A 12,051-nucleotide genomic window follows, 5' to 3' on the forward strand; every position below is an offset into this window, starting at 1 on the left:
TGGTTTCGTGATTAAGATTCGCAAGGCGGCGGTATTGGGCGCCGGTATCATGGGAAGTGGTATCGCCGCTCATTTGGCCAACGTGGGTATTCCGGTATATCTCTTGGATATCGTACCACGGGACTTACCTGAGGGCGCCGGCCCGGAACAGAGAAACAGCTTGGCCCAGAAAGGTTTGGAAGCGGCAATTAAGTCTAAACCGGCGGCATTTTACAGCAAGAACGATGCCAGGTTGGTTAAAGTAGGTAACTTTGAAGACCACATGCACTGGCTGAGTGAAGTGGATTGGATTATTGAAGTCGTCGTAGAGAGATTAGACATTAAGAAACAGCTGCTGCAGAAAGTGGCCCAGCATCGCCGGCCGGGGACGATTGTCAGTTCCAATACAAGCGGAATTTCCATCAATAAAATGGTGGAAGATCTGCCTGAAGAGTTCCGGCAGCATTTCCTGGGAACCCATTTCTTCAATCCACCCCGTTACATGAAGCTGTTGGAAATCATTCCATGCAACGACACCCTGCCTGAAATCCTGGAGGGAATGGTCAGGTTTGGCGAAAAGGTCTTGGGCAAAGGGGTCGTGGTGGCCAAAGATACACCCAACTTCATTGCTAACCGGATAGGTACTTACGGGATGCTGGAAACCACCAGGATCATGCTGGAAGACGGTTATACCGTGGAAGAAGTGGATGCCATCAGCGGACCGGCCATGGGGAGGCCGAAGAGCGCTTCCTTCCGTACTTTGGATTTGGTAGGATTGGACACTTTCCTCCATGTGGCCAACAACGTGCTGGAAAATGTTGATGACCCCTTTGAAAAAGAAGCTTTTAAAGTGCCGGAATTATTAAAAAACATGGTCGAGAAGGGCCTTTTGGGGGACAAGACGAAACAAGGTTTCTACACGAAGAAGACGACCGAGGCCGGCAAGCAAATCTATTATTTGAATTATCAAACCATGGAATACGAGCCCCTGGCAAAACCGAAATTTGCTTCCGTGGAACAAAGCAAGAATATACCGGGGCTGGCCAACCAGATTAAGAACCTGGTAAATGCTAAGGACAGGGCCGGGAATCTGGCATGGAAAACATTGAAGAAGACCTTGCTGTACAGTGCTAGACAGCTCGGCGTTATCGCTGATGACATCCCGTCCATTGACAAAGCCATGAAGTGGGGCTTCAACTGGTCCCTAGGTCCCTTTGAGGTGTGGGACGCCATTGGCGTGGAAGCCTCTGTGGCCAGGATGAAGGAAGAAGGCGAAGAGATACCGGCCGTCGTGGCTGAGTTCCTGGCCAAAGGCAACAAGAGCTTCTATGTGAAAAACGAAGAAGGCTTGTTCTGCTACGACTTCAAGTCGCAGGAGTACAAGTTGATTGAGCAGCCGAAAGAATTAATTGTTCTAAAAGATTTGAAAAAACAGAATAAAGCGGTACACTCCAACTCCGGGGCCGCGTTGATTGACCTGGGTGACGGGGTGGCCTGCTTGGAATTTACTTCTCCCAACAATGCACTGGGTGTTGACATCATTCAAATGATCAACTGGTGCGTTGATAACCTGGAGAAGAATTTCGAGGGTTTGGTTATCGGTAACCAGGGCAAGAACTTCTGCGTCGGCGCCAACCTGATGCTCATCCTGATGGAAGCGGAAGACGAGAATTGGGACGACATCGAAAGAATGGTGAAAGAGTTCCAGTATTCCTTCCTCCGGATGAAGCGGGCCACCTTCCCGGTAGTAGCTGCTCCCTTTGGTATGACTTTAGGCGGGGGTTATGAGATCTCAGCTGCTGCGGACAAAATCGTTGCTGCCGGCGAAACATATATGGGCCTGGTTGAATTGGGTGTGGGTCTCATTCCCGGCGCCGGTGGCAATAAAGAATTGCTGATCCGGAACTTAGAAGGTGCCGCCAATGTGGACAGAGTGGACTTGCAGCCATTTGTCAACAAAACCTTTGAAACTATTGCCATGGCCAAAGTGTCCACCAGTGCTAAAGAAGCGAAAGACTTAGGTTATATGCGCGCTTCCGATGAGATTTGCGTCAACGGCGATTTCCTGCTGCACGCCGCCAAGAACGCTGTGCTAGAGATGGTTAAGAAGGGTTACCGGCCCCCTGCACCGGTGCAGATTCCCGTCGTGGGCGAAAACGGTTATGCTGTGATGGAAGCGGCTATTTACACCATGCTCAAAGGCAATTACATCAGCGAATATGATGCTCACCTGGCTAGGAAGGTAGCTTTTGTCTTGTCCGGTGGTAAGGTGCCCGCCGGTACGGTGGTGACCGAAGAGTATCTCCTGGACATCGAAAGAGAAGCCTTCATGAGCCTGGTCGGTGAGCCCAAGTCCCAAGACCGGATGCGGCATATGCTGTTAAAGGGCAAGCCCTTACGGAACTAAAAGAGAGGAGGGTACAAGATGCGTGAAGCGGTAATTGTATCTGGAGTAAGAACTGCGGTGGGTAAAGCCCCCCGGGGTACATTACGACACTGCCGCCCTGAGGATTTGGGTGGTGCCGTAGTTAAGGAAGCGGTAGAACGGGCCAAAGGACTGGACCCGCAGGAAATAGACGACGTGATCATCGGCTGCTCTTTCCCTGAGGCCGAACAGGGCATGAATTTAGGGCGGATTGTGGCGCTCCGTGCCGGGCTGCCGAATTCCGTGCCCGGCTTTACCATCAACAGGTTTTGCTCCTCCGGCTTGCAATCCATCGCCCTGGCCGCCGAAAGAATTATGTGCGGTTTCGCCGACGTGATTGTGGCCGGTGGCGTGGAAAGCATGAGCGTAGTACCGATGGGCGGGCAAAAGATCGCTCCCAACCCCTATTTGATGGAGCACATGCCCGAAGCGTACATGACCATGGGGTTAACGGCCGAAGAAGTAGCCAGCCGGTTTGGCATCAGCCGTGAGGATCAGGATGCCTTTGCCGTGGAAAGCCACCGCAAGGCCTGGCAGGCTATTCAAGCAGGCAAGTTTAAAGACGAGATTTTGCCTGTTACGGTGAAAAAAACCAGCATCGGGCCTGATAATAAAGTAGTTACCAAGGAAGTGGTCTTTGACACCGATGAAGGCGTGCGCCCGGAAACCAGCATGGAAGCTTTGGCGAAGCTTAAGCCTGTTTTCAAGCAAGGCGGGACAGTGACTGCCGGTAACTCTTCCCAGACCAGTGATGCCGCGGCGGCAGTAGTGGTGATGTCCGCCGAAAAAGCCCAGCAGCTGGGGTTAAAACCCATGGCCGTGTTCCGTTCCTTTGCCGTGGGAGGCGTTGACCCGGATATTATGGGCATCGGGCCTGTAGTAGCAATTCCCAAGGCTTTGAAACTGGCCGGCGTGAAGTTAGAAGACATTGATTTGATTGAATTGAATGAAGCTTTTGCCTCCCAGGCCCTTTACTGCATCAGGGAATTGGGATTGGATGTCAACAAAGTCAATGTCAACGGCGGAGCCATTGCTTTGGGCCACCCGCTGGGATGCACCGGGACCAAGCTGACGGTGACCCTCATGCATGAGCTGGCCCGTCGTAACGGCAAGTACGGCATTGTGTCCATGTGCATCGGCGGCGGTATGGGTGCTGCGGCGGTCTTTGAAAGAGTATAACTTTTGCTCAGGAGGGATTGACATGTCCAATGATTTTGTCAGAGGTGGAAGTTTCTTAATTGAAGATGCCGAGAATATTTCAATCTTTACCCCGGAAGATTTTACGGAAGAGCACCGGATGATTGCCAAGACGGCGGAGGATTTTGTTGCCGGTGAAGTCAAACCTCACATCGACCGGATTGAAGCCCAGGAAGAAGGATTAAGCAAAGAACTGCTCCGGAGTGCCGGGGAACTTGGTCTATTGTCCGCTGATATTCCGGAAGAATACGGCGGCGCCGGATTAGATAAAATCAGCTCCATTCTCATTACGGAAAAAGTTGCCTCCGGCGGATCCTTTGCCGTGTCCTTTGCGGCCCATACCGGTATCGGCACGCTGCCTATTGTCTTCTTCGGCAACAAGGACCAGAAAGAAAAGTACCTACCGGCCTTGGCCAGCGGGGAAAAGATTGCGGCTTACGCCCTGACGGAGCCCAGCGCCGGTTCCGATGCCCTGGCGGCTAAGACCAAGGCGGTGCTGAGCCCGGACGGCACCAAGTATATATTAAACGGGGAAAAAATCTTCATTACCAACGCCGGTTTTGCCGATGTCTTCGTCACCTATGCGAAAATTGACGGGGAACACTTTACCGCCTTCATCGTGGATGCCGGCACCCCCGGTTTGAGTACCGGTGCCGAAGAAAAGAAAATGGGGATCAAAGGTTCTTCCACCAGGAGCGTTATCTTTGAAGACTGTGAAGTCCCTGTGGAGAACGTGCTGGGTGAAGTCGGCAAAGGCCATTTGGTGGCTTTCAACATCCTCAATATCGGGCGTTACAAGCTGGCCGCCGCTGCCGTAGGCGCCGCTAAAGAGGGTTTGGGCGTGACCGTAAAATACGCCAAGGAAAGAAAGCAGTTCAACCAGAGCATTGCCGAATTCGGTGCCATCAAGCACAAGATCGCCGAAATGGCTTCCAGGATCTATGTGGCGGAGTCCGTGGTGTACCGGACCGGTGGCTTAATTGACAGCATCCTTGCTACCCTGGACCCCAATGCGGAAGATGCGGGCCGGGCTGCAGCTAACGCCATCGGTGAGTATGCCATCGAGTGCTCTATTAACAAAGTCTTCGGGTCCGAAGTGGCCGACTTCTGCGTGGATGAAGCGGTCCAGATCCATGGTGGTTACGGCTTTACCCAGGAGTATCCGGTAGAAAGAATGTACCGGGATTCCCGGATCAACCGGATCTTTGAAGGAACCAACGAAATTAACCGTCTCCTCATTCCTGCCACGCTGTTGAGAAAGGCCATGAAAGGCGAGTTGAACCTGCTCGGCGCGGCCCAAAAGCTACAGGGTGAACTGCTGAGCCTGATGCCTGCCGCACCGGAGGGTGTACTGGGCGTCGAGTTTGCTAAGCTGGCCAACATGAAGAAAATGTTCCTCATGGCAGCCGGCACGGCGGTGCAGAAACTGGGCATGGCCCTGAAAGATGAACAAGAAATCCTCATGAATGCCGCCGATATGATTATCGAGATTTACGCCACCGAGAGCGCCTTGCTGCGGGCGAAGAAGGCTCTGGAGGCCGCCGGGGAAGCCGCTGCCGATCTGAAGATCAAGATGGCGAAACTGTACACCCATAACGCTTTCCAAAAATGCGAGCTCATTGCCAAGAATACCTTGGCTGCCGTGGAGACCGGCGACAGCCTCAAGACACTGCAGTCGGCCCTGAAGAAACTGGCACGGTTTGATGTGGAGAATACCATTACTTTAAGACGTGCCATCGCCGATGCCATCATTGACGCCGAAAAGTATATTTGCTAGGCGCCTGCGTAGACCCCTCCGGGCGGAGGGGTCTATTCTATTTCTTTACAGTCATGGGCTGATTCAGTAAAATAGGGAGGGAACATGAACAAGAGGTGAACAAAAAATGGCATTATCTTGCGGTATAGTTGGATTGCCCATGGTAGGAAAAACCACGTTATTCAACCTGCTCACCAAGGCAGGCTTGGCTACCAGCGAATACATGACCGGGAAGACCAACACTCACACCCAACTGGCTCAAATACCCGATGAGCGGGTGGATTTTTTAGCGCAGCTGTACAAGCCCAAGAAGGTCACTTATGCCACTTTGGAAGTAACGGACGTGCCGGGGCTGGTGCGGGGTGCCAGCCAGGGCATGGGTTCCGGAAATGAGTTTTTGTCCGCGGTGCAGGAAGCAGATGCCCTGATTCATGTGGTAAGAGCTTTTAATAATGGTCAGGTTATGCACGTGGAAGGGTCCATAGACATTATACGGGATCTGGAGACCATCAATCTGGAATTATTGTTTGCTGATTTACAGTTAATAGAAAAGCGGATCAGCCGGATTAACCAGGGTAAGAAAAAAGGGAAGGAAAACGCCATGGAGCTCAGCGCCCTGGAAAAACTCCAGCAGGCGTTCGAAAATGAAATTCCCTTGTCCCAGATCCAGTTGACGGAAGAGGAGAGAGAGTCCCTCAGGCACATGCGGTTTCTCACCGCTAAACCCATGATTATTGTCGTTAATGTTGATGAGGAGCAGTTAACTAATCAGGATTATCCCCAGCGGGAAGCCGTCCGTGCATATGCCCGGGAAAAGGGGTTACCTTTGCTGGAGGTATGCTTGAAGGCGGAAGTGGAAATAGACGAGCTGGACCCGGAAGACCGGGCTGAGTTCATGGGCGAGCTGGGCATTGCCGAGCCGGGGGTGAAGCGCATTGCCAAAACTGTTTATGAGCATTTAGGTTTAATATCTTTCCTGACCGTCGGGGAAGATGAAGTCAAGGCCTGGACCATTACAAAGGGGCTGAACGCCAAACAAGCGGCCGGCAAAATCCACAGCGATATTGAAAGGGGCTTCATCCGGGCGGAAACGGTCAGTTTCACAGATTTGTTCGAGCTTGGCTCCATGGCGAAAGTGAAAGAAAAAGGGTTGGCCCGGCTCGAAGGAAAAGACTATATTGTGCAGGACGGGGACATTATTAATTTCCGGTTCAATGTGTAGCTGGGAAAACCTGTTTCCTGGCGACCAGTGAGACGCTGAGCATATTTCGCTGAAACTATTGACAGCGGAACACCCTCGATGTATGATAATAACAGAATTGTGCGCCAGGAAGGAGGGCAGCGGATGCCGTTTTACGATTTCAAATGCAATGCTTGTGGTTACCGGTTCGCGGTCAATGTACCGATGAGGGAGCGAAAGAACGTCACCTGCCCGGAATGTGGGGCCCGGGAGTTGACCCAACTGTTTACCGGTATCAACATCCTCGGGGTTGGGGGCAGCGGTTGCTCCAGTCCTCCTGGTTCCCGGTTTACGTGAGGTTAAGAGCAAGGGAGGGGGTGCCTCCCTTAATTTTTGCCTGGCTTTGGCTACGTGGGCCGGTGTGTCGGTCTTGACAGTGTTACGCAAAGAGTATAAGATTCTTTTAGTGGAATATAGTATTTCCGAAAATTTCTTGGATTAGGAGCGACCGGTAATGCTAATCAAAGGTGAGAGAATACGCCAGCTAAGGGAAGAAAGGGATTGTTCCCTGGCTGAATTTGCTGCCAAGGCCGGTATATCAGTCTCATATCTCAGCGAAATCGAGAGAGGGGCAAAAAAGCCTTCTTTGAAAACCATTGACAAAATTGCCGCAGCTCTCAACGTGCCGAAGAGCCAGCTGGTAGAAATAACCACTGACTCGAAAGGAATCATGCTGGGTGAAAAACTGCGGCTGCTGCGAGAGAAGAAAGGGTGGACCTTGTCTGAATTCGCCGGGAAAGCTGATATATCCGTCTCTTATCTGAGTGAGATTGAACGAGGGAATGTGTACCCTGCGATTGACACATTGAAGAAGATTGCTCGCACATTGGAGGTTAGCCTGCAAGACCTGGTCGGCAGGGGTGGTATTTTAGGGAGCAAGTTAAGAATGATCCGGGAAGAGCAGGGTCTGACCCAGGGAGAGCTGGCTAAACAAGCCGGCATCTCGGCTGGATTGGTAGGGCAAATTGAACAAGGCAAAGTTCAGCCCTCCCTGCAGACAGTGGAGAAAATTGCCGAAGCGGTAGGTGTTTCGCCCTGTTATTTTCTCATTGATGATGCCGGGGTGGAAGACTTGCTCAGGGCCATGTCCCCGGAGCTGAGGGAGCTGCTGAAAGATCCCAAAGTCCAATCGGTGTTGCGCTTGATCTGCAGTTGTACGGCGGAGGAACTGAAATTCATTTTTGATTTTATCAAGCTTTACAAGAAGCACGGCAGCCATGTATTTAGCCATTAAACGTCATGCTGAGGGACCAGTTGTCAGAAAATGATGACTGGTTTTTTTTATGGGGAGGAGGAACCAGAAAATGGAAAAAGAATAAGTATGTAACGGTGCATGAGGAGGTAGATGGGAGTGCAAGTTGTTTCAAGGGTACTGTTGCTGGCCTTGGTCTTATGGTTACCTGGTATGGGCCCTGCCCTGGCACAAGGGCCGGATTACCGGGTTTATTTGCTGGGAGAAGAAGTAAATTTAACTTTAAGACAAGAAGGCGGCAGGGTTTACGCCCTGCAAACCGAATTGATTAACTTGGCAGCAAAGCTGCAGCCCGGCCAACGGTTGTCAAGGTCTGATGAACGGTCTTGGCTGCCCCTGCGAGATTTTTGGGAGGAACTTGGCCTGAAGGTCAAATGGATACCTGGGATTCAAGCCATCATTATTTCAAACCGTGGTGACGATCAGGTGATTCCGGAGCAAGCCAGCAAAATCATCGCTGAGGCCCTGGCTGATACTTTGTGGTTGAGCTTGTCTTCTAAAGAGGAATTGGCCCGGCATTTGTCCCAATACTACACCCAGGCCCTGGTAGAGGAAGTACTTGATGACACCTGGCTTTTTGTTGAAGGGGAGACCGATTGGCACAGCGTGTACCGGTTGACGGAGAGCTTGCGGCTCGATGGGGGACAGGATTGGTTGTTGGTACAGGTGACAGTCCAGGAGACTTTTTCTCCCGGCGAGGAGCCGGTTTATTTTCATGGAGTTATCAAACTGCAGCACCTGGATGAAGGTTGGCGCATAGCCGCCCAGCAATATTTTGACGAGATATGAATACAAAGTGACTAATCAATACTTGTGTAAGGACGGTTAACAATGATGGGTCAGCTGGAAGAGATCATCATCCGGAAAGTTTTAAACGAGGGTCCGGTCAACTTCGCTTCTTTTATGGAATTAGCCCTCTATCATCCCGAGTACGGCTATTACACTAAACCGGGCAAGAAAATCGGCCGCCAGGGAGACTTTTACACCAGTGTCCATGTGAGCCACCTGTTTGGACAGGCCCTGGCGCGTCAGTTAATCCAGATGGGTTCCTTCTTGGGTTGGGAGGGGCTGGCGCTGGTAGAATACGGGGCCGGTGAGGGATTCTTGGCCAAGGATATCCTGGAGAGTTTTGCCAAGGAACGGCCGGAACTGCAAGGCGGGGTTACATACTATATTTGCGAAAGAAGCCATTACATGCGTGAAGAGCAGCGCAGCTTGCTGCAGCCTTTTTTGTCGCAAGTAAGATGGATTGATGACCTGGCGGCCGTCAACGGAGGCAAGCCTGTCAAAGGTATTGTTTTTTCCAACGAGTTGATTGATGCTTTCCCGGTTCACCGGGTGAAACTGGTGGACGGTGAACTGAAAGAAATCTATGTGGATTACCGGGACGGAGAGCTCGTGGAAATCCTGGGCCCCTTGTCTCACCCTCAATTGGCGGAGTATTTTCCTTTTCTTGGTTTTCAACTGGAAGAAGGACAAGAGGCGGAAATTAACCTCCGGGCCCTGGATTGGTTATCCCATATCGGCCGGTACCTGTTCTGTGGTTTTGTCCTGACCGTCGATTATGGCTATGAAGTCCGGGAATTGGCTCATCCCTTGCGCAGGGCCGGTACGGTGATGTGCTACCGGCAGCACCGGGCCGATGCAGAACCCTTGAAAGACGTAGGGCTTAAGGACATCACCAGCCATGTTAATTTTAGCGCATTAATGAAATATGGTGAGCAGTATGGTTTCAAGACCACGGGCTTTACCAATCAAATGAAATTCCTGGCAGGCTTGGGCGTAGGAAAAGCTCTGGAGGACCCTGATTTGAGCCCGTGGGAAAAGCAGAGAATGGCCTTAGCCCTGAAAGAGCTCTTAATGCCGGATCGCATGGGAGAGCGCTTTCGGGTACTAATCCAGCAAAAAGGACTGGATGAAATCCCGGACTTGCTGGGTCTAAAAGGGTTTTCTGTCATGTAACCGTGTTATTTGGCGGGTGATGGGCATATTAAGCGATGCTGCCAGGTATTGCAAGGCTGGTCTTGCTGGAATTGGCCCAGGTTGTTATAATAAGAATTCAGTGGCGTAATATTACCAAAGCTAAGGAGGAGACGTAAATGGAAGGCTTGTGGTTCAGCGAATTGCAAACGCCGTCTTTGGCCATTTCCTGCCGCACAAAAGCCACTTTGCACAGTGAAAAGACGGAGTTTCAAGATTTAATGGTAATTGATACTGAGGCTTTCGGGCGCATGCTGTTGTTAGATGGTGTGATCCAGACGTCCGTCAAGGACGAGTTTGTTTACCACGAAATGATTACTCATGTGGCTTTGAATACGCTCAAGAATCCCAAGCGGGCCCTGGTCGTCGGCGGCGGCGACGGCGGAAGTATCAGGGAAATCCTCAAACATAAAAGTATTGAAAAGGCTACCCTGGTAGAAATCGACCGCAGGGTGGTGGAAGTGTCGAAAGAATACTTGCCGGAAATTTCCATTGGATTGCAGGATCCCCGGGTGGAAATAATCTTTGATGATGGGATTAAGCATGTGAAAGAACACAAGAACACTTATGATTTAATCGTAGTGGATTCCACGGATCCCGTGGGGCCGGCGGTGGGGTTGTTTGCTAAGGAATTCTATGCTTCTGTGTATGAAGCCCTGACCGATGAAGGTATACTGGTGGCCCAGACCGAGTCCCCGTTCTTTAACGCCGATTTGATCAAGCGGGTCATGAAAGACGTCAGGGATATCTTCCCCATTGGCAAGCTCTTTTTGGCTCATATTCCTACTTATCCCGGCGGCTGCTGGTCGTTCACCCTGGGAAGCAAGAAATACGATCCGGAACAGGTGGACCCTGTAGGCATGCCGGAGCTGGATACGAAGTATTACTCTCCTGAAATTCATAAAGCTGCTTTTGTGCTGCCTCCTTTTGTAAAGGAAATCATTGAGGCTTAGGGGGAGGCCGGCATGCATCCTTTTGTGCGCCGCAGCCTGGGTTTTATGGGAAGCCAGCCTGATTACGCAACGGCGGACTTTGTCTTGTTCGGTGTACCCATGGATTTCACCGTCAGTTTTCAGCCCGGTTCCCGTTTCGGCCCGCAGGCCATCAGGAATGTGTCAGAGGGGCTGGAGGAGTACAGCTTTTACCAGCACCGTTCCCTGGAGGAAGTGCGGTTCTTCGATGCCGGCGATGTGGACTTGCCCTTTGGCAACGTGAAGGCCAGTTTAGCACGCATTGAGGCAGTGGCCCAAGCCTGTCATGGGGATCGCAAGATCCCCATCGCTTTAGGCGGTGAACACCTGGTTACTTTGCCGCTGGTGCAAGGGGCGAAGGCTTTTTTCCCGGACCTGGCTGTGTTTCATTTTGACGCTCACGCCGACCTTAGGCAGGACTACCTTGGGGAGGAGTTGTCGCACGCCACGGTCATGTATCAAGTGGCCGGCCTGGTGGGGCCGGAAAACGTGTACCAATTCGGCATTCGTTCCGGCACGGCTGAGGAATACAGTTTCGGCAAGAACAATACCAACTTTTTTGCCCACCGGGTGCTGGAACCCCTCCGGGGCGTTGTTGCAGACTGGGATGGGAGACCGGTCTATGTGACCGTTGATATCGATGTGGTTGATCCCGCTTTTGCCCCGGGTACCGGTACGCCCGAACCGGGAGGATGCTCTTCACAGGAAATACTGGAGGCTTTATTGCTGGTGATGAAACTGCCGGTAGTTGCCCTGGACATCGTAGAGGTGCTGCCGGACAAGGATGTATCCCAGCGGACGGCTTTACTGGCGGCCAAACTGGTGCGGGAAGCATTGATCGGGCTCCAACTCAGGAAAGAAAAAACTTTTGACAAGTGATGGCCCTTGTGATAGAATGACGTTGCTGTCCCGGCGGCGGGGCGGGCAAAAATGTCTTTGACATTGGATAGCAATTTGTGTATAATAAACTTTGCATGATGGGCGATTAGCTCAGTTGGGAGAGCGCCTGCCTTACAAGCAGGATGTCGGCAGTTCAAGTCTGTCATCGCCCACCACGGTACGGAGCTGTAGTGTAGGGGTTTAACATGTCGGCCTGTCACGCCGAAGATCGCGGGTTCGAATCCCGTCAGCTCCGCCATCTTCTTTCCTGCCTCGGTAGCTCAGTCGGTAGAGCAGAGGACTGAAAATCCTCGTGTCGGCGGTTCAATTCCGCCCTGAGGCACCATCACGCGGAAGTAGCTCAGTGGTAGA

At 51.8% G+C, this 12,051-nt stretch carries 10 protein-coding genes and 3 tRNA genes; all 13 read left to right on the plus strand.

Annotated features, from left to right (window positions below):
• Positions 1 to 10 precede the first annotated feature (10 nt).
• Positions 11 to 2,386: a 3-hydroxyacyl-CoA dehydrogenase/enoyl-CoA hydratase family protein gene (locus GXX34_02690; protein HHW06434.1), complete on the plus strand. Its 2,376-nt coding sequence runs from the start codon at positions 11 to 13 to the stop codon at positions 2,384 to 2,386.
• A gap of 18 nt (positions 2,387 to 2,404) precedes the next feature.
• Entirely contained in the window at positions 2,405 to 3,583 is a 1,179-nt protein-coding gene (locus GXX34_02695; GenBank protein ID HHW06435.1) for an acetyl-CoA C-acetyltransferase, read from the plus strand.
• Between the two features lie 22 nt (positions 3,584 to 3,605).
• Positions 3,606 to 5,378: an acyl-CoA dehydrogenase gene (locus tag GXX34_02700; GenBank protein HHW06436.1), complete on the plus strand. Its 1,773-nt coding sequence runs from the start codon at positions 3,606 to 3,608 to the stop codon at positions 5,376 to 5,378.
• 106 nt (positions 5,379 to 5,484) lie between these two features.
• Complete coding sequence (gene ychF, locus GXX34_02705; protein ID HHW06437.1) at positions 5,485 to 6,579, plus strand: redox-regulated ATPase YchF; 1,095 nt, start codon at positions 5,485 to 5,487, stop codon at positions 6,577 to 6,579.
• 78 nt (positions 6,580 to 6,657) lie between these two features.
• Positions 6,658 to 6,894, plus strand: a complete 237-nt coding sequence (locus GXX34_02710; protein ID HHW06438.1) for a zinc ribbon domain-containing protein — start codon at positions 6,658 to 6,660, stop codon at positions 6,892 to 6,894.
• Between the two features lie 157 nt (positions 6,895 to 7,051).
• Positions 7,052 to 7,831: a helix-turn-helix transcriptional regulator gene (locus GXX34_02715; GenBank protein ID HHW06439.1), complete on the plus strand. Its 780-nt coding sequence runs from the start codon at positions 7,052 to 7,054 to the stop codon at positions 7,829 to 7,831.
• Between the two features lie 117 nt (positions 7,832 to 7,948).
• On the plus strand, positions 7,949 to 8,638 hold the full coding sequence (locus GXX34_02720) for a hypothetical protein (protein ID HHW06440.1): 690 nt from the start codon (positions 7,949 to 7,951) through the stop codon (positions 8,636 to 8,638).
• Between the two features lie 42 nt (positions 8,639 to 8,680).
• Complete coding sequence (locus GXX34_02725; protein HHW06441.1) at positions 8,681 to 9,811, plus strand: SAM-dependent methyltransferase; 1,131 nt, start codon at positions 8,681 to 8,683, stop codon at positions 9,809 to 9,811.
• A 137-nt stretch (positions 9,812 to 9,948) separates the two neighbouring features.
• Entirely contained in the window at positions 9,949 to 10,782 is an 834-nt protein-coding gene (gene speE / locus GXX34_02730) for a polyamine aminopropyltransferase (GenBank protein HHW06442.1), read from the plus strand.
• A gap of 12 nt (positions 10,783 to 10,794) precedes the next feature.
• A complete protein-coding gene (speB, locus tag GXX34_02735; protein ID HHW06443.1) occupies positions 10,795 to 11,679 on the plus strand; it encodes an agmatinase in 885 nt (294 codons plus the stop codon).
• 100 nt (positions 11,680 to 11,779) lie between these two features.
• Positions 11,780 to 11,855: transfer RNA gene (locus tag GXX34_02740), tRNA-Val, on the plus strand.
• Between the two features lie 6 nt (positions 11,856 to 11,861).
• Positions 11,862 to 11,938: transfer RNA gene (locus GXX34_02745), tRNA-Asp, on the plus strand.
• An 11-nt stretch (positions 11,939 to 11,949) separates the two neighbouring features.
• A tRNA-Phe gene (locus tag GXX34_02750) sits at positions 11,950 to 12,025 on the plus strand.
• Positions 12,026 to 12,051 lie beyond the last annotated feature (26 nt).

The sequence above is a fragment of the Clostridia bacterium genome (assembly GCA_012840125.1).
In the GTDB taxonomy this organism is placed as follows: domain Bacteria; phylum Bacillota; class DULZ01; order DULZ01; family DULZ01; genus DULZ01.